The sequence below is a fragment of the Priestia aryabhattai genome (assembly GCF_023715685.1).
In the GTDB taxonomy this organism is placed as follows: domain Bacteria; phylum Bacillota; class Bacilli; order Bacillales; family Bacillaceae_H; genus Priestia; species Priestia aryabhattai_B.
Window position 1 is genome coordinate 527,057 of record NZ_JAMBOQ010000001.1, and the last position, 18,629, is coordinate 545,685.

Sequence of the window (18,629 nt, forward strand, 5' to 3'; positions counted from 1 at the left end):
TCTTAAATGTACATACTAAAAAAGCGGGAATGCTCCCGCTTTCTTCTTATTATCGACGTAAACCAAGTTTGTTGATTAACTCACGATAACGAGTAACGTCTTTGTTACGTAGGTAGTTAAGTAAGTTACGACGTCGACCTACCATTTTTAAAAGACCACGACGTGAATGGTGATCCTTTTTATGAGTACGTAAGTGACCGTTTAGATTGTTAATTTGCTCTGTTAGGACAGCGATTTGAACTTCTGGAGAACCAGTGTCGTTCGCATGAGTTTTGTACTCACTAATGATTTCATTTTTACGCTCTTGTGTGATAGCCATCCTATTCACCTCCTTATTATTAAACCCCAGTTACCGAGCAAAACGTTGGTGAATCGTAATGCCAAGCAATGGTTGTTTTACATACAAGTGTTATGTTACTACTTATTAGAACAAAAAGCAAGTCGTAGCAACTATTTATATATATTTTTTTATTTCTTATTTTTTTGAATTCCTTCAAAATAAACAAGGGCTTCTTCTTTGTCCTTTGAGATCTGACCGACAAGCTCTTCGATGCCACTGAACTTTTTTTCTGAACGAATCATTCGGTGCCATTTCACCGTTACGTGCTGATCGTAGATTTGCTCGTCAAATGATAATAAATGGACTTCGATTGTTGGCTTTTCTAAATTATCGTGAAAAGTCGGCTTGTAGCCCACGTTGCACACTCCTGCATACCACTTTCCGTGGAGCTGAAGCTCAACAGCATAAACACCGATTCGTGGAAGTAAATACTCATCGTCTAAAGCGATGTTAGCAGTCGGAAAACCTATTTGCCTGCCTCGCTTTTCTCCATGAGTTACTGTACCTGACACTTCATAGTAGCGGCCAAGCAGCTCTTTTACTCGATGCATGTCTCCATTTGCTAAATTTTCACGAATAAGCGTTGAACTAATTTTTTCTTCGCCATTTGTTAACTTATCAATTGTTGTTTGAGTGAATTTTGATCGAGAATGAAATGGTAGTATTTCCATTGTTCCTTTACCTAACTTTCCATACGTATAGTCAAATCCAGCTACCACATGCTGCACATTCAGTCCAATAATATACTGATCAACAAACTCTTGAGGCAATAGTGCTGCAAACTGTTTATCAAAATGAACGATATATAAAAAGTCAATTCCCATTTCCTCAATGAGTTTCTTTTTTTCTTGAAGTGGTGTGATCATATCAATGTGCTGTACATTGCGCCCGAGCACCACAGAAGGGTGAGGAGTAAACGTCATAACAGCACTAGCTATGCCTTTTTCATCGGCTAACTGTTTTGCTGAATTTATCACTTGCTGATGCCCTAAATGCACACCATCAAAATAACCAAGCGCTAACACTGATTGTTGAACAGCTTCTCGTTGAAAGTGGTGTGGATGTCGAATTTCAATCGTTTCCAAAACACAGTTCACCTTTTCCCTAACCGGTCTAGTCGATTGTCAACACTTTAACCGGCTTCATTAAATGTTTTTTTGTTGGGTGCTGAGCATAAATTGCTAAGCACTTGCCTGCAGAATTTATCATTAAAAAGAATGGTTCTTTTTTTAACTCTTCATCTTCCGTACATGGCAATACCGCGCCATTTTTCACTTTCTCTGCTAATGTATCACTAATTTGAAGTTTCGGCAAATGATTAAGAGCTTCTTCGATTGAATGTAGTTTTTCATTAATCGTTTCTTCTTCTACCGCCCGTTCAATATCTTCAAATGTCACACAATCTTCTAGTGAAAACTGCCCTGAGCCCGTTCGCTGCAAATAAGACATATGAGATGGATAGCCAAGAGCTTCTCCAATCATCACAGCAAGCGTTCGCACATATGTACCTTTGCTGCACGTTACTCGAAATTTGAAGGAGATTTGTTCTCCTTCAAATATGTCTCGATCATCCAGCAGTTCAAAGTTATAAATATGAATGTTTCTAACAGGGCGCTCTACTTCGATTCCTTGTCTTGCATATTCATATAACTTTTTACCTTTGACTTTTACCGCTGAGTACATTGGAGGCACTTGCTGAAGTTCTCCTGTCATCGAAGACAGCACTTCTTCAATTTGAGCACGTGAAAAAGAATCCACTACTTTCTTTTCTTCTACAACCTCTCCGGAAGAATCTTCTGTTGTCGTAGAAAATCCGAGTGTAACTTCTCCTTCATAGGTTTTAGTAGCTCCTGTTAGATATTCTACAATTTTGGTAGCTCTACCGATACAAATAGGCAATACCCCTGTAACGTCTGGGTCTAATGTGCCTGTATGCCCTACTTTTTTAGTGCGAAGCAGCTTTCGGACTTTAAACACACAGTCGTGCGAGGTCAGACCAGCTGGTTTATGTAAAACTAAAACACCGTCCACTCTTCCTTCATCTCCTTTTCATTTAAAAAAGGGTGTCTCAGAAGCAAAAACCACTTTTGAGACACCCTTTTTTGTTTCTACATTCACTGATCTTATTCGTTCTCTTGATGGTCATCGCTTTCTTTTTTAATTTCATGAAGCAATGATTCAATTCGATTACCATAATCAATTGATTCATCAAACTCAAACGTAATTTCAGGTGTTTTACGTAAGCGAATACGCTGACCGATTTCTGAGCGGATAAACCCTTTTGCTTTCGCAAGGCCTTTTAACGTATTCTCACGCTGTTCAGCATCTCCTAAAACAGAGATATAAACTTTCGCTTGCTGTAAATCGCCTGATACTTGAACATCTGTTACAGTCACAAAACCGATGCGTGGGTCCTTGATTTTACGATTTAAAATCTCACCCATCTCTTTTTTCATTTGTTCTCCGACTCTAGTTGCTCTTATGTTCATCTGTGTCACCCCTTTTATAACCAATCAAAAGTTGTAATGGTACGTTCAATCTCTGGAAAAGAATCAATCATGCTTAACGCTTTTTGAAGTTCTTGTTCCGTTGTGACACGGCTAGATGAGACTGCGACAATGCTAATTTTTGTTCGTTGCCACACATCTTGAAAATCAGTTTCTGAAACTGATACGTTAAACCGCTGCTTCAAGCGCATCAAGATGCGCTGAAGCACGGCACGTTTTTCTTTAAGAGAAGCAGCATCGTAAATTAAACATTCACACTCCACTAGTCCAATCATTTAGGATCAATTTGCTCCATTACATACGCTTCAATAATATCTCCTTCTTTAATATCATTGAAGTTTTTAATTGTAATACCACACTCATATCCTTGAGCGACTTCTTTTGCATCGTCTTTAAAGCGTTTTAGCACATCTACTTCACCTTCAAAGATAACAATTCCGTCACGGATTAAACGAATTCCACTGTTACGTGTAATTTTACCGTCTGTTACGTAACTTCCTGCGATTGTACCAACTTTTGATACTTTGAATGTTTGACGGACTTCTACTTGACCGATGATTTTTTCAGCAAACTCAGGATCAAGCATTCCTTTCATCGCAGATTCAATTTCTTCAATTACTTTATAGATAATGCGGTGAAGACGAATGTCTACGTTTTCCACGTCAGCTGTACGTTTTGCTCCAGCATCCGGACGCACGTTAAAACCGATAACGATTGCGTTAGAAGCAGTTGCAAGAATGATATCAGATTCTGTAATCGCACCTACACCTGTATGGATAATACGAACATTTACACCTTCTACATCAATCTTTTGAAGAGCAGCAGCCAATGCTTCTACAGAACCTTGTACGTCTGCTTTTACGATCAGGTTCAAGTCTTTCATTTCACCTTGTTTAATTTTTTCAAATAAATCATCTAAGCTTACGCGAGATTTTTCACCGCGCTGTTGTTCAAGCTGCTTTTGAGCACGAGCTTCTCCGATTTGACGAGCCGTTTTCTCATCTTCAAACACCAAGAAACGATCTCCAGCTAATGGAACTTCGTTTAAGCCAGTAATCTCAACCGGAGTAGATGGTCCTACTTCCTTCACACGGCGACCGATATCATTTACCATTGCACGAACGCGGCCAAATGTATTTCCGACTACGATTGGATCACCTACGCGTAGTGTACCAGTTTGAACAAGAAGCGTTGCTACAGACCCACGGCCTTTATCTAGCTGTGCTTCTACAACTGTACCTGCTGCACGACGGTTAGGATTTGCTTTTAACTCTTCTACTTCACTTACAAGTAAAATCATTTCAAGCAATTGATCGATACCTTCACCTGAAATGGCTGAAAGCTTACAGAAGATTGTTTCTCCGCCCCACTCCTCAGCTACAAGTCCGTGCTCCATTAGTTCTTGCATAACGCGATCCGGATTTGCTGCTTCTTTATCCATTTTGTTAACCGCAACAATAATTGGCACTTCTGCCGCTTTTGCATGGTTAATCGCTTCAATTGTTTGAGGCATTACACCATCATCTGCTGCAACGACAAGGATTGTAATATCCGTTACTTGCGCACCGCGAGCACGCATTGTGGTAAATGCAGCATGTCCTGGTGTATCAAGGAACGTAATTTTCTTCTCGTCAACTACAACTTGATAAGCACCGATATGCTGCGTGATACCGCCTGCTTCTGCAGCCGTTACTTTTGTGTTACGGATAGAGTCAAGAAGCGTCGTTTTACCATGATCAACGTGACCCATGATTGTAACAACTGGAGGACGCACTTGAAGATCTTTTTCGTCATCAATGATTTCTAATGATTCAAAAGCAGTGTCATCTACCACTACTTCTTCTTCAACTTCTACACCGTATTCTCCGGCAATTAGTTCAATAGAATCTTTATCTAACTCTTGGTTAATTGTTGCCATTACACCAAGCATAAATAGTTTTTTAATAATTTCAGAAGGCTCTTTGCCTAATTCTTTTGCTAATTCAGAAACCGTTAAGCTTCCAACAAACGTTACTTTTTCCGGTAACTCTTTTGCAGCTGCTGGAGCTGGTCTACCTTTTGGTGCCTGTGACTTTTGTGCCTGTGGCTTTTTGTTACCTTTATTGTTTCCTTTGTTAGCTGTTGATTTTGTATTTTTATTCAATACTTTCACCCCCATAAAATTAACCGAGCATCGTTGCTAGCTTTTTAGCAAATCCCTCGTCCATAACGGCTACAACGACACGAGCATCTTTACCAATCGCTTGACCTAGCGTGTAGCGATCGGGAACCATTCTAACCGAAACGTTGTAGTAAGAACATTTATCCGTTACTTTTTTCTTTGTGTTTTCAGACGCATCGCTTGCTAAAAGTACTAACTTTGCTTTTTGTTTCCGAACTTCTCTAACCACAAGTTCTTCTCCAGAAATCAATTTGCGTGCACGGTTTGCAAGCCCTAAAAAGGAGATCCATTGTTCATTCATTAGCGTGACTGTTTCTCCTTTTCTACAAGCGCTAGCAACTCTTCATAAACCGCTTCATCTATTGACGCGCCTAAATGTGTCGAAAGCACATTTTTCTTTTTTGCCAATAAAATTGCTTCTTTATCCTTGCTTACATAAGCTCCGCGCCCGGACTTTTTACCCGTTACATCAACTGAAACGTCGCCTTCTTTTGAGCGTACAACGCGTACTAGCTCTTTTTTAGGCTTCATTTCTCCAGTGGCCACACATTTTCGCATCGGGACTTTTTTACGATTGTTCACCTTGGCTCACCTCTTATTCCATATCTTCATCTGAATCAAATGCATGTTGACTTACTAGCATATCATCGCTGCTGTTTACAACCATACCTTCTTGCTCAGCTTCTGATTGACTTTTAATATCAATTTTCCAGCCTGTCAGCTTAGCAGCTAGACGTGCATTTTGTCCACGTTTACCAATTGCAAGTGACAGCTGATAGTCAGGAACGATAACAGTTGTTGCTTTTTCATTTTCATCTACAATCACATCTACTACCTTAGATGGACTTAGAGCATTGGCAACAAATTCAACTGGGTCATTTGACCAGCGAACGATGTCAATTTTTTCACCTTTTAGTTCATTCACAACAGCCTGTACGCGCTGACCTTTTGGTCCAACACAAGAACCGACCGGATCTACTTCAGCATATTCAGAATGAACAGAGATTTTTGAACGGTCTCCAGCTTCGCGAGCTACTGATTTTAATTCAACTGTACCGTCATAGATTTCCGGTACTTCTTTTTCGAAAAGACGTTTTAAAAGACCTGGGTGCGTACGTGAAACATAGATTTGTGGGCCTTTTGTTGTTTTTTCTACTTTCGTAATATACACTTTAATACGATCATGAGGTTTATACTGCTCATTTGGCATTTGCTCGCTTTGAGGAAGCAATGCTTCAATTTTGCCCAGGCTCACATAAATGAAGCGAGAATCTTGACGCTGAACAATACCTGTCATAATATCTTCTTCGCGATCGCTGAACTCTGAGTAGATAACGCCGCGTTCCGCCTCACGAACACGCTGTGTAACAACTTGTTTTGCTGTTTGAGCCGCGATGCGTCCAAAGTCTTTTGGCGTTACTTCGATTTCAACAACATCGTCTAGCTGGAAGTTAGGGTTGATTGTTTGTGCTTCTTCAACCGAAATTTCTAGGCGTGGATCATATACTTCATCAACCACATCTTTGCGAGCAAACACGCGCATTGAACCTCTTTCTAAATTTAAATCAACGCGTACATTTTGCGCTTGGTTAAAGTTGCGTTTGTAAGCAGAAATTAGCGCTGCTTCAATTGCTTCAATAATTACATCTTTGCTAATGCCTTTCTCTTTTTCAAGAATGACTAAGGCATCAAATAACTCACTGCTCATTGTTGGATAATCCCCCTTTAATATTGGCCGCTATACATTAAAATACAATCGCTAATCGGGCAAAAGCGACTTTGTCATATGGTAAAACCACCGTTTTTGTGCGTGTTTTGATACGAATAGATAATGTGACAGTTTCTCCGTCAAATGATTGTAATTCGCCTTCAAATTCTTTTGCACCTTCAATTGGTTCATATGTTTTTATGTATACATGCTTACCAATTGCACGTTCAAAATCTTTATCTTTTTTTAATGGGCGTTCCGCACCAGGCGATGATACTTCTAAAAAGTAGTTGTGAGGGATTGGATCTACTGCATCCATTTTCTCACTTAATTTTTCACTTACTGCTCCGCAGTCTTCGATATCCACGCCGGTATCAGAGTCGATAAACACACGTAAAAACCAATCTTTCCCTTCTTTTACGTATTCAATCTCAACAAGCTCTAAATTCATTTCCTCCAAGATAGGGGAAACCATTTCTTCCACTGTTTGTTTTACATTTTTACTCATTCTAATCCTCCCTTCGAGACATTGCATGGTATGTTTAGGTTACGCGTTTTTTATGTCTCTTATATCAAAAAAGAGTGGTTTATTTGCTATTTTTATTTTGCACTCTATAAGAGGTCTAACCTACTAGAGTGGAAATGTTGTCATTTGTGTTGCAGGATTTTAAACGTCACATAATAAATCAATCATGATGATTGAAAAATCTACAGAAAAAACGAATCATGCTAGAAGCCGATTCGTTCTCCATACTACTTACTATGTCAGTAAGTTCATATCAATAAGAAAGAGCGGGTTTCCCCACTCTTTCTCGTCCGTATCCTTAGCATTTCCACAATTACTATATCATAACCGCTTATTTTATGCAAATGTTAGAAAAGAGAAAGCTGGTTCTGATCAGGTAATGATTCAAGGCATCCATGGTTGTCTAGATACTCTAAAATCGTCTTTGATACTTTGCCTCGCTGCTGCAAGTCTTCTTTCGATAAAAACTCTCCTGTCTCACGAGCTTTTACAATGTTCAGCGCTGCATTTGTGCCAAGACCAGGAATAGCATTAAACGGCGGCACCAAAGACGTGCCGTCAATTAAAAATTCGTCTGCGCTTGAGTCATATAAATCTACTTTTTTAAATGAATAGCCTCGTTCGCACATTTCTAAAGAAAGCTCAAGCACCGTTAATAAGTTTTTCTCTTTAGGAGATGCGTCCAGGCCTTTGGCATTGATTTCTTCCATCTTTGCTCGAATTGCAGTTGAGCCTTTGATCATCGTATCAATATCAAAGTCATCTGCACGAACCGTAAAGTATGCTGCGTAATAAAGAAGCGCGTGGTGCACTTTGAAATAAGCAATACGCACGGCCATCAATACATAAGCAGCCGCATGGGCTTTAGGGAACATATACTTAATCTTTTTACAGGAATCAATATACCAGTCCGGAACACCATTTTTGATCATTTCTTCTTCAAATTCAGGTGTTAGCCCTTTCCCTTTACGCACAGACTCCATAATTTTAAAGGCAAGTGAAGGTTCAAGACCCTGATAAATCAGATAAACCATGATGTCGTCACGACAACCGATTACTTCGCTTAAGTTACAAATATCATTGCGAATTAGCTCTTGCGCATTACCAAGCCATACATCAGTACCGTGCGAAAGTCCCGAAATTTGAACAAGCTCTGAAAACGTCGTTGGCTTTGTATCTTCTAACATTTGACGCACGAAGCGCGTTCCAAATTCAGGTATACCAAGCGTTCCTGTTTTACACATAATTTGTTCTTCTGTTACCCCAAGTGATTCCGTTCCGCTAAAAATCTTCATAACTTCAGGATCATCCGTTGGAATCGTTTTTGGATCAATTCCACTTAAATCTTGAAGCATACGAATCACGGTCGGATCGTCGTGTCCGAGGATATCAAGCTTTAATAAGTTATCATGAATCGAATGGAAGTCAAAATGAGTTGTTCTCCATTCGGAGTTACGGTCGTCGGCTGGAAACTGGATCGGCGAAAAATCGAAAATATCCATATAGTCTGGTACAACAATAATTCCTCCTGGATGCTGACCCGTTGTACGCTTAACGCCCGTACATCCTGCTACTAAACGATCCACTTCTGCGTTTCGTAGATGTAAATCACGGTCACCGGCATAGCCTTTTACATAGCCATAAGCTGTTTTTTCGGCAACTGTACCGATTGTTCCCGCACGGTATACATTATCTTCTCCAAACAGTACTTTTGTATAGTTATGAGCTTGCGGCTGATACTCTCCTGAGAAGTTCAAATCGATATCAGGAACTTTATCTCCTTTGAATCCTAAGAACGTTTCAAACGGAATATCGTGTCCGTCTTTAATAAATGGTACGCCACAATCGTCGCAGCTTTTGTCCGGCAAGTCGAATCCAGAACCGACGGATCCGTCATTAAAAAACTCGGATTTTTTACACTTTGGACAAACATAATGCGGCGGCAGTGGGTTTACTTCTGTAATTTCGGTCATCGTCGCAACAAATGAAGACCCTACGGAACCACGTGAACCAACTAAGTAACCATCATTTAATGATTTTTTAACGAGTTTATGCGAGATCAAGTAAATAACGGCAAACCCGTGTCCGATAATACTTTTTAGCTCTTTCTCTAGACGAGCTTCTACTACTTCAGGCAGCTCTTCACCATAGATGCTGCGTGCCATCGCATAGCTCATTTCACGCATTTCTTCGTCTGCACCTTCAATTTTTGGTGTATATAAATCATCTTTAATTGGTTTAATATCATCAATCATATCCGCTATTTTTTGCGTATTACGAACAACAATTTCTTTCGCTTTGTCTCCATCTAAAAATGAAAAACAATTCAGCATCTCATCCGTTGATCTAAAGTGAACATCCGGCAGCTGATGACGGTTTAACGGGTTCGCTCCGCCTTGTGAACCGATTAAAATTTTTCGGTAAATTTTGTCTTCCGGATTGAGGTAGTGAACATTTCCTGTTGCTACAACCGGTTTTCCAATCTTTTCACCGAGCTTCACAATATTGCTAATAATGTCTTTTAAGGCTTTCTCATCTCGCACTAAATCTAGTTCAATTAAGTGCTTGTAGTTGTCAGGAGGCTGTACTTCGATGTAATCATAAAATTCAGCTGCTCCTTCTACTTCATCAATTCCTTTTTGCATCATGCCTTCGAATACTTCGCCTCGGTCGCATGCCGTTCCAATCAAGATGCCTTCTCGATATTTGTCGAGCTGAGATCTTGGAATTCGAGGAACTCGATAAAAGTAATTTAAATGAGAAATCGAAACGAGTTTGAATAGATTTTTTAATCCAACGTCGTTTTGTGCTAAAAGCGTCGCATGATAAGGACGGGCCCGCTGATATGCATTACCTTCTCCCATATAATCGTTTAAGCGATCGTGCATCGTAATTTCGCGTTCAAATGCATCTTTCAGCATTTTATTTAACAAATAGCCGGTTGTTTCCGCATCATAAATCGCGCGGTGATGCTGCACCAGTTCAATATCGAATTTTTTAGCAAGAGTATTTAAACGATGGTTTTTCATATGCGGATACAAAAATCTTCCGAGTTCAAGCGTATCAATAACGCCGTTGGCCGCTTTTTCTAACCCGATTTTTTGCAGTCCCATATTTAAAAATCCCATATCAAAACTTGCATTATGAGCGACTAAAATACTGTCGCCCATCCACTCGTGAAAATCCCGAAGTACTTCTGAAATTTCAGGCGCATTTTGGACCATATCATCTGTAATACCCGTCAGTTCAATTGTTGTTGCAGACAGAGGATGATGAGGATTTGCAAACCGTTCAAATCGATCGATGATTTCTCCTTCTTTCATCTTCACGGCAGCAAGTTCAATAATGGTATCGTATACGGCTGACAAACCGGTTGTTTCGACGTCAAATACTACGTAAGTTGCTTCTGTCAAATCCACATGCTGCGGATTATAGGCAATCGGCACGCCGTCGTCTACTAAATTGACTTCCACTCCGTACAGTATTTTAATGCCGTTCTTTTTACCGGCTCCATATGCTTCAGGAAACGACTGTGCAACCGCGTGATCAGTTATCGCTACAGCCGGATGTCCCCATTTTTTGGCTTGTCCGACTAAAGCTCCAACAGATGAAACGGCATCCATTTGACTCATTGGCGTATGCAAGTGAAGTTCCACACGCTTTTCATCTTCAGGCGCTGTGTCCTGTCTAGCGGGACCGGTAATCTCGTTGACATCATTTCCAATCATAACTAGATCACGGACAAATGTATCGTTTTGTACACTTCCGCGAACCTTTACCCACATTCCTTTTTTAATCGCTTGAAGTAAAGGAATATCTTCTTTGTCACGTGAAAACATTTTAACCATAATAGAGTTTGTATAATCTGTCACTTTAAAAATAAGAAGCGTACGCCCGCTTCGTAATTCTCTAGTTTCTGCATCAAATACGTATCCTTCAACGGCAATTCGCTTTTCTTCATCCACAATGGAGTCCAGGCGAACCGTCTCGTCTTTAATCGTATATCCAATTGTAAGCGGACCTTTTGGTAGGTCTGGTCCATCACTTTTTTCATTTTCTTTATTTTGCATTTCTGTGATGGCTTGTAATACTTTTTCTGTATCTTCTTGTTTTCGTTGCTCTACAAACTGCTGAAATGCTTCTTCTGAATGTACAACTTCCGTCATTAGCTGAAGGTTCGGAAACCCATAGGACGCATACTGATCAGCAATTAACTGACTATACTTTTTACGTAAAGCCGTTCCTTCCGCATCATGTCGTGCGTTCACAATCAATTTGGCACCGTTCAATCTCGGCATTTGATCTTGTAAAAGCGACTGTAAAAGCGGAGATATGCCCTGCATTTCTCCAATACAATGCTTCCAATATGACTGTACATGTTCTTCCGTACATTCTTTATTAACGGTTTGAATAGAAAAAGAAACACTCGCAATATGAGAAAAAGCTGAAGACATGCGAGCATGGAATAACTCATAGATCTCAAAAGGTAATAACCCTTCTAAAGAAAAATGGAAATGCCATTTTTTTTGTTCTTTCTGAATGACGAGCTTTTCAATCGCTGCGTTTTCAAAGTAAGGAACAATTTGATCACTCGTCAGCTCTAACTGCTGCAGCAGCAACTTAAAACGCTCTTTTTTTCCTAGCGTTTGTGCTTCCAAGTTTTCTGCCTCCTTTTATAAATGAGTGCAATCTATTTTAACATAAATGACTTCTATTCTGTCATATGTTCTGTTTATAAACATAAAAACAGCAGGGATACAAATCCCCGCTGCTTCATTACTTCGCTAGCAGTTCTTTCACTGTTGAAACAAGATTGTCAACTGACACTTCTAATGACTCTCCAGTTTTACGTACTTTTACTTCTACGATCCCTTCAGATGCACGTTTTCCAACTGTTACTCGAACAGGAAGACCAATTAAATCTGAGTCTGCAAATTTCACTCCTGCACGCTCTTGGCGATCATCTAACAGCACTTCAAAGCGACTATCTAATAACTCATTATATAATTTCTCGCCTAGTTCACGCTGTTCATCATTTTTCACGTTAACTGGAATAACATGCACTTGATAAGGCGTAACAGCTTCTGGCCATAGAAGACCGTTTTCATCGTTAAATTGTTCTGCAATCGCAGCAACCGTACGAGAAACACCGATACCATAGCAGCCCATAATCATTGGCTGGCTGCGTCCGTTCTCATCTAGATACGTTGCTCCCATCGCTTCGCTGTAGCGAGTTCCTAGTTTAAAGACATGTCCGACTTCAATACCTTTAGCGAACTTAATGACACCTTGTCCATCCGGTGACTGATCTCCTTCTTGGATGAAACGGAAATCTTCGTAAGTTGCATTAAAGTTACGTTCATTCACATTTGTATAGTGATAACCTTCTTCATTTGCTCCGCATACACCGTTAACAATTGCCTTTATAGCATGATCAGCTACTACTTCTACTGAATCACTTACGCCAATCGGTCCTACTGAACCAACTGCACATTTTAATACTTCTTTTGTTTCTTCTGGAGTTGCCAATTCAACAACGGAAGCTTCAAAATAGTTTTTCACTTTAATATCGTTTACTTCGTGATCCCCGCGAACAAGTACAAGCACAAAACGATCATCTACTTTAAATAAAAGTGACTTAATACAAGAAGTCGCTTCAACATTTAAGAAAGCAGCTACGTCTTCGATGCTATGCTGATTTGGTGTTTCCACTTTTGTTAATTCTTTTTCGGGTTCAGTTGATTTTTCATACGTATTTACAACCGGTGCCATTTCAACATTTGCTGCATAAGAAGATGTATCTGAATAAGCAATTGTATCTTCCCCAATTTCAGAAAGGACCATAAATTCATGCGTATCTTTTCCGCCCATTGCACCTGAATCAGCGATAACAGCACGAAAATTTAATCCGCAGCGCTCAAAGATGCGGCTGTAGGCAGCAAACATTTTGTCATATACTTCATCTAAGCTTTCTTGAGAAGCATGGAACGAATATGCATCTTTCATAATAAATTCACGACCGCGTAATAATCCAAAGCGTGGACGTTTTTCATCGCGGAACTTCGTTTGAATTTGATATAAATTTAGCGGTAAACGTTTGTATGACTTCACTTCGTCACGAAGCAAGCTTGTGATAACTTCTTCGTGTGTTGCTCCCAAAGCAAATTCACGGCCGTGACGATCTTTCATACGCATTAACTCAGGCCCATATGAATACCAGCGGCCAGACTCTTGCCACAATTCAGCTTGTTGTAAAGCAGGCATCAATAATTCGACAGAACCTGCACGGTCCATCTCTTCACGAACAATTTGTTCAACTTTTTGCAATACGCGCTTACCAAGCGGTAAAAAGCTGTACACGCCGCTTGCATTTTGGCGCATATAACCTGCGCGCAATAGAAGCTGATGGCTTTTTATATCCGCATCAGCTGGCACTTCTCTTAATGTAGGAATCAATGTAGAACTTTGTCTCATAACCTCGCACCTCTTTGTTTACTTCTCTATCTTATTTTTTAAGGCGGACCATGCCGCAATTTTCATATAATCAGCGAGGGAATATCCCTCGCTGAGCGTATGTCTTATAAAAAGAACTTTTGAATATCGTTCCACGTTACAACGAGCATCAGCAGCATTAATAAAGCAAAACCGATAAAATGAACAATGCCTTCTTTTTGACGATCAATTGGCTTACCGCGAATTCCTTCTACAGCGAAGAATAATAGTCGTCCTCCATCTAAAGCAGGAAGTGGAAGCAAATTGACAATCCCTAAGTTAATACTTAAAACGGCTGCCCATTTCATTAAGTAATAAATGCCTGACTGTGCTACTTGATCGGTTGCTGCGTAAATACCTACAGGACCAGAAAGCATATCCAGTTTGAACTGTCCTGTCACAAGCTTCCCTAGACCCGTTAAGATTTCTTTCATCCACGTATATGTCTCAGTAGCTCCGTGCGTAATCGAACCAATGAATGACTTTTCAACCGGTGCATATACGCCAATTAATCCAATTGTCTGTTCCCCAACTTTGCGACTTTCAGGTGTAATCGGAATATCTAGCGTTTTGCCACCGCGCTGAACCGTGAATGTAATTTGCTGTTCAGGATGTTTTTGAATTACTTTTACTACATCATCCCACGTTGAAACACTTTGTCCATCAATTGCTTGAACTTTATCTCCTTGTTTGAGTCCCGCATCAACGGCTACTCCATCTGATGTTAATTTGCCCATCATGGGTTTGTCAACAACATATCCTTGAGAAATCCCAAGAACGATAAAAATAACAAAGGCTAATATAAAGTTCATTAGTGGACCAGCGAAAATGGCTAGCGCACGCTGACCAAGAGTTTTGGAAGCAAACTGACGGCTGTAAGGTGCAATTTGAATTTCTTCTCCGTCCATAACGAAGTAAGATTCTTCTGCTACCTCGAATTTTTGCAGACGTTCATCTTCACCTTCTTCATAACCTGAAATAAATAGATTATGCTCTAAGTCTGCTTGCTCTACTTCAATAACTTTTGCATTTGGATGCTGTTCCTTGTTATTAATAATGACTTTATTTACTTTGCCTTCTTTATCAAACATGAGGCCCACCATTTGACCAGGCTTAACTTCGATCATTTCCGGGTCTTCTCCAGCCATTCGAACAAATCCACCTAAGGGCAGCAAGCGAATGGTATAAACTGTTTCATCTCGTTTAAATGAAAAGATTTTGGGACCAAACCCAATGGCAAACTCACGGCATAAGATGCCTGCACGCTTTGCAAAAACTAAATGACCAAGCTCATGAAAGAATACAAGAGCTCCAAAAATGACGACAAACGCAATGACTGTGTTCAATGGGTATTACCCCCTTCATGTAATAGAGTCAAACCTCCATCCACCAGAAATAAGTGAATGGCTTCTCTCGCACGCACATTATCGAGAGATGGCGGATCTAACAAACTCTCTTGCTTCTAAATCTACTTCTTTAATGGTAGATAAACAAGGTTTCTGTATTACAGTATGTTCATTCATTGCTTTTTCAATCACATCTTCAATTTGTAAAAATGTAATGTGACCATCTAGAAAGGCTTGAACAGCTTCTTCATTAGCTGCATTTAAAACAGTCGGAAGTGTTCCACCCGCTTTGCCAGCCTCAAATGCAAAAGCTAAACAGCGAAAACGCTCTTCATCCATTTTAGCGAAATGAAGCTGGCCAATATTCGCCAAACTTAAACGCTTTGTGTTAGGCAAAGACATGCGTTTTGGATACGTTAACGCGTATTGAATTGGCACGCGCATATCAGGCGTTCCAAGCTGAGCAATAACGCTTGTATCAGAATACTCTACCATAGAATGAATGATGCTTTCCTTATGTAACAATACATCAATTTTCTCATAGGGAAGATCAAAAAGCCAATGTGCTTCAATCACTTCTAGTCCCTTATTCATCATCGTTGCCGAATCAATTGTAATTTTAGCTCCCATTGACCAGTTTGGATGATTTAACGCATCTTCAACCGTTACTCCCTGTAGTTCTGCTCTCGTCTTATCTCGAAAGCTCCCTCCAGAAGCCGTTAAAATTAAACGGTCTATTGCTTTTTGATCTTGCCCTTGCAAACTTTGAAAAATAGCTGAGTGCTCACTGTCTACCGGTAAAATATCAGCGCCATATTCCTTGGCTGCTTCCATGACAAGGTGACCAGCAGTAACAAGTGTCTCCTTATTTGCAATAGCAATTGTTTTTCTCATTTTGATTGCTTCTAGCGTAGGAGTCAACCCTACACTTCCAAGAACAGCGTTTACCAACACTTCTGTAGACGGATGAGTTGCCACTTCCACAAGCCCTTCTTCTCCATAAACAAATCGAATAGAAGGAAATTCCGCTTGCAGCGACAGACAATCTTCTTTCTTCATTACGGAAACAAGGGCAGGCTTACACTGCTGAATAATCTTTCTTGCTTCATTAATATTTCGACCTACAGAGATTGCTGAGAGCTCAAAATGCTCAGGATGCGCTCGAACAATATCAACGGTTTGAGTACCGATTGAACCTGTAGCTCCTAACAAGGAAATTTTCTTCAAGTATATTCACTCCTATTAAAACAAAGACATCTTTTTTATAGAGACAATAAAAAAGCTAAAATTGGCATGATGAACATTAAACTGTCAAAGCGGTCTAAAACCCCACCATGACCCGGTAAAATCTTTCCTGAATCTTTTACGCCATAGTGACGTTTGAACGCTGATTGTACAAGATCACCCATCTGTCCAAATAACGATACGATAATACCCATTACCAGTAGTTCAATCATAGTTTGATCAATATTTGCTAACAGCTTAAATACAACGGCTACTACAATAGCGCATACGACGCCACCAACAAAACCTTCAATTGTTTTATTGGGACTGATTTCCGGCCATAGCTTTCGTTTCCCCATTGCTCGTCCAATAAAATAAGCTCCGGAATCCGTCGCCCAAATAATAAGGAAAGCAAAGAACAAATAAGCTAACCCGAACTCTTGACGAACCTCGATAAAATAATGAAAGCCAAAGCCAACATATACTGTCGTTAATAAAATAAACCCAACGTCATCGAAGGTAAATTTATTTTTAACTACAACCGTGTACATTAACAGAAGAAGGACAGCAGCAAGCGCTACTTCTATCTTATGTTCACTTAAGAATTGAAATGCAACATCTCTTCCATTTGGCAATAAAAACACCCAGGTTAGCAATAAACTAATGATACTTGGAAAAGACATTGCTTTCAAATGTTTCATTTTTAAAAGCTCAATTACACCAACTGTTCCGATTACATACATGATAAGGGTAAAAGGTAACCCTCCAATTAAAACAATCGGCACAAATACCGCAAGTGCTACAATCGCGGTGATAATGCGCTGTTTCATCTTGTTTTCCACACCTTCTTATACACCACCAAAGCGGCGACCGCGCTTTTGAAACGCCTCGACTGCTTCGATTAAATGATTTTCTTTAAAATCTGGCCATAATACTTCTGTAAACCAAAACTCTGTGTAAGCTAGTTGCCAAAGCATAAAATTACTTAAGCGAAGCTCGCCACTTGTACGAATAAGCAAATCCGGATCTGGAAGGCTTTTGCTCATTAAATAGGAAGAAAATAAATTTTCTGAAATAGAAGAGGAAGCTACTTTTCCCTGTTCTACATCTTCTACCAATGACTGAATAGCGCCCATGATTTCGTGACGGCTACCGTAATTGAGCGCGAAGTTTAAAATCAACCCCGTGTTATGCTTTGTTTTTTCAATTGCGTTATCCACGGCTCGAATCGTATGGGCAGGGAGCTCACTTTTATCCCCCATAATACGAACTTGCACATTTTTTTCAATTAGCTCAGGCAGAAAGGTTGTTAAAAATTCCTCTGGCAGTTTCATTAAAAACTCGACTTCAGTTTTGGGGCGCTTCCAATTTTCAGTGGAAAATGCATATAAAGTTAATACTTTAACACCTAATTCATTGGCCAATCTGGTCACATGACGCACTACCTTCATCCCTTCATGATGGCCCATCATGCGAGGAAGAGCTCGTTTTTGCGCCCAACGACCGTTCCCATCCATAATAATTGCAATATGTTCAGGAACAGGGTGCTGTTTCACTTGATCTTTTCGTTCTGACAAAGACAGTGTATTTAAATCTTGACTTTTCTTCCATGCTTGAAATTTTCTTAACATGCAAAGGTCCCCCGTTGTACGCTCTCACATAAACGTGTGGCTTATGTGAGTTTTTTCTTACTACACATTATTAACAAAAAAACCCCCTGTAAACAATAGAGGGTCTTTTACAATATATTTTACCTTGAAATGACTTAAACTGCCATAATTTCTTCTTCTTTATCTTTCGCCACTTTATCCACTTTTACGATATGGTCATCTGTTAGTTTTTGAATGTCATCACTGTAGCCGCGTAAATCGTCTTCAGTAATTTCACCTTTTTTCTCTAACTTTTTGAAATCATCGTTTGCATCACGGCGTACGTTACGAACCGCAACTTTTGCTTCTTCAGCATATTTTTTCACCATTTTCACTAACTCACGACGACGCTCTTCCGTTAAAGCAGGAATCGATAAACGGATAATGGTTCCGTCGCTTGTAGGTGTTAATCCTAAATCAGATTTTAAAATAGCTTTTTCAACTTCACCAATTTGTGATTTGTCATAAGGCTGAATAACAAGCATACGAGCTTCTGGTACGCTTACTTGCGCCAATTGGTTAATCGGTGTTGGTGCACCGTAGTATTCTACCGTTACGCGGTCAAGAAGTGACGCGCTTGCACGTCCAGCACGAATTGATGCTAGTTCACGGCTAAATGATTGAATTGCTTTTTCCATTCTTTCTTTTGCGTTTTGCAACACTTGTTTTGGCATGT

The 18,629-nt window shown here is 39.9% G+C and carries 16 protein-coding genes and 1 pseudogene; all 17 read right to left on the reverse strand.

Annotation, left to right across the window (positions count from 1 at the left end):
* Positions 1–49 precede the first annotated feature (49 nt).
* The 17 genes and pseudogenes from rpsO to frr all read right to left on the reverse strand — a co-directional run bounded on the left by rpsO (position 50) and on the right by frr (position 18,627).
* Positions 50–319 carry a 30S ribosomal protein S15 gene (gene rpsO, locus M3225_RS02700; RefSeq protein WP_013058831.1) on the reverse strand — a complete coding sequence of 90 codons (270 nt, stop codon included), beginning with the start codon at positions 317–319 and terminating at the stop codon, positions 50–52.
* Between the two features lie 149 nt (positions 320–468).
* Positions 469–1,425, reverse strand: a complete 957-nt coding sequence (ribF, locus tag M3225_RS02705; RefSeq protein ID WP_251390978.1) for a bifunctional riboflavin kinase/FAD synthetase — start codon at positions 1,423–1,425, stop codon at positions 469–471.
* 28 nt (positions 1,426–1,453) lie between these two features.
* The gene (gene truB / locus M3225_RS02710; protein WP_251390980.1) at positions 1,454–2,371 is read right to left on the reverse strand and encodes a tRNA pseudouridine(55) synthase TruB; all 918 of its coding nucleotides are present in this window, start codon (positions 2,369–2,371) and stop codon (positions 1,454–1,456) included.
* A 92-nt stretch (positions 2,372–2,463) separates the two neighbouring features.
* Positions 2,464–2,829 (reverse strand): 30S ribosome-binding factor RbfA, encoded by a 366-nt coding sequence (gene rbfA, locus M3225_RS02715; RefSeq protein ID WP_013058834.1) that lies wholly within the window; start codon positions 2,827–2,829, stop codon positions 2,464–2,466.
* A gap of 14 nt (positions 2,830–2,843) precedes the next feature.
* Positions 2,844–3,122 carry a DUF503 domain-containing protein gene (locus M3225_RS02720; RefSeq protein ID WP_251390982.1) on the reverse strand — a complete coding sequence of 93 codons (279 nt, stop codon included), beginning with the start codon at positions 3,120–3,122 and terminating at the stop codon, positions 2,844–2,846.
* A pseudogene (gene infB / locus M3225_RS02725) lies at positions 3,119–4,987 on the reverse strand (translation initiation factor IF-2); the annotation flags it as partial. The pseudogene infB and the gene M3225_RS02720, both read right to left, overlap by 4 nt.
* A 22-nt stretch (positions 4,988–5,009) precedes the next feature.
* The gene (locus tag M3225_RS02730; protein WP_028411400.1) at positions 5,010–5,309 is read right to left on the reverse strand and encodes a YlxQ family RNA-binding protein; all 300 of its coding nucleotides are present in this window, start codon (positions 5,307–5,309) and stop codon (positions 5,010–5,012) included.
* Complete coding sequence (gene rnpM / locus M3225_RS02735; protein WP_013058838.1) at positions 5,309–5,590, reverse strand: RNase P modulator RnpM; 282 nt, start codon at positions 5,588–5,590, stop codon at positions 5,309–5,311. The genes M3225_RS02730 and rnpM overlap by 1 nt, the downstream gene beginning before the upstream one ends.
* 13 nt (positions 5,591–5,603) lie before the next feature.
* Entirely contained in the window at positions 5,604–6,716 is a 1,113-nt protein-coding gene (gene nusA, locus M3225_RS02740; protein WP_251390983.1) for a transcription termination factor NusA, read from the reverse strand.
* A gap of 37 nt (positions 6,717–6,753) precedes the next feature.
* Positions 6,754–7,224: a ribosome maturation factor RimP gene (rimP, locus tag M3225_RS02745; RefSeq protein ID WP_013084764.1), complete on the reverse strand. Its 471-nt coding sequence runs from the start codon at positions 7,222–7,224 to the stop codon at positions 6,754–6,756.
* 365 nt (positions 7,225–7,589) lie between these two features.
* Positions 7,590–11,900, reverse strand: a complete 4,311-nt coding sequence (locus tag M3225_RS02750) for a PolC-type DNA polymerase III (RefSeq protein ID WP_251390985.1) — start codon at positions 11,898–11,900, stop codon at positions 7,590–7,592.
* 118 nt (positions 11,901–12,018) lie between these two features.
* Entirely contained in the window at positions 12,019–13,716 is a 1,698-nt protein-coding gene (locus M3225_RS02755; RefSeq protein ID WP_251390986.1) for a proline--tRNA ligase, read from the reverse strand.
* A 104-nt stretch (positions 13,717–13,820) separates the two neighbouring features.
* Positions 13,821–15,080, reverse strand: coding sequence for an RIP metalloprotease RseP (gene rseP / locus M3225_RS02760; protein ID WP_251390987.1), 1,260 nt, complete (start codon positions 15,078–15,080; stop codon positions 13,821–13,823).
* Between the two features lie 78 nt (positions 15,081–15,158).
* Complete coding sequence (gene dxr, locus M3225_RS02765; protein WP_251390988.1) at positions 15,159–16,307, reverse strand: 1-deoxy-D-xylulose-5-phosphate reductoisomerase; 1,149 nt, start codon at positions 16,305–16,307, stop codon at positions 15,159–15,161.
* A 35-nt stretch (positions 16,308–16,342) separates the two neighbouring features.
* Positions 16,343–17,134, reverse strand: a complete 792-nt coding sequence (locus M3225_RS02770) for a phosphatidate cytidylyltransferase (RefSeq protein WP_251390989.1) — start codon at positions 17,132–17,134, stop codon at positions 16,343–16,345.
* An 18-nt stretch (positions 17,135–17,152) separates the two neighbouring features.
* Positions 17,153–17,935 (reverse strand): isoprenyl transferase, encoded by a 783-nt coding sequence (locus M3225_RS02775; RefSeq protein ID WP_028410833.1) that lies wholly within the window; start codon positions 17,933–17,935, stop codon positions 17,153–17,155.
* Between the two features lie 134 nt (positions 17,936–18,069).
* A complete protein-coding gene (gene frr, locus M3225_RS02780; protein WP_013058847.1) occupies positions 18,070–18,627 on the reverse strand; it encodes a ribosome recycling factor in 558 nt (185 codons plus the stop codon).
* Between the last annotated feature and the right edge of the window lie 2 nt (positions 18,628–18,629).

What these genes read in the sequence shown, in the direction of transcription:
- rpsO (WP_013058831.1), bottom strand. Translation starts at nt 319, where the DNA reads ATGGCTATCACACAAGAGCGTAAAAATGAAATCATTAGTGAGTACAAA.
- rbfA (WP_013058834.1), bottom strand. Translation starts at nt 2,829, where the DNA reads ATGAACATAAGAGCAACTAGAGTCGGAGAACAAATGAAAAAAGAGATG.
- M3225_RS02720 (WP_251390982.1), bottom strand. Translation starts at nt 3,122, where the DNA reads ATGATTGGACTAGTGGAGTGTGAATGTTTAATTTACGATGCTGCTTCT.
- M3225_RS02730 (WP_028411400.1), bottom strand. Translation starts at nt 5,309, where the DNA reads ATGAATGAACAATGGATCTCCTTTTTAGGGCTTGCAAACCGTGCACGC.
- nusA (WP_251390983.1), bottom strand. Translation starts at nt 6,716, where the DNA reads ATGAGCAGTGAGTTATTTGATGCCTTAGTCATTCTTGAAAAAGAGAAA.
- rimP (WP_013084764.1), bottom strand. Translation starts at nt 7,224, where the DNA reads ATGAGTAAAAATGTAAAACAAACAGTGGAAGAAATGGTTTCCCCTATC.
- M3225_RS02755 (WP_251390986.1), bottom strand. Translation starts at nt 13,716, where the DNA reads ATGAGACAAAGTTCTACATTGATTCCTACATTAAGAGAAGTGCCAGCT.
- M3225_RS02770 (WP_251390989.1), bottom strand. Translation starts at nt 17,134, where the DNA reads ATGAAACAGCGCATTATCACCGCGATTGTAGCACTTGCGGTATTTGTG.
- M3225_RS02775 (WP_028410833.1), bottom strand. Translation starts at nt 17,935, where the DNA reads ATGTTAAGAAAATTTCAAGCATGGAAGAAAAGTCAAGATTTAAATACA.
- frr (WP_013058847.1), bottom strand. Translation starts at nt 18,627, where the DNA reads ATGCCAAAACAAGTGTTGCAAAACGCAAAAGAAAGAATGGAAAAAGCA.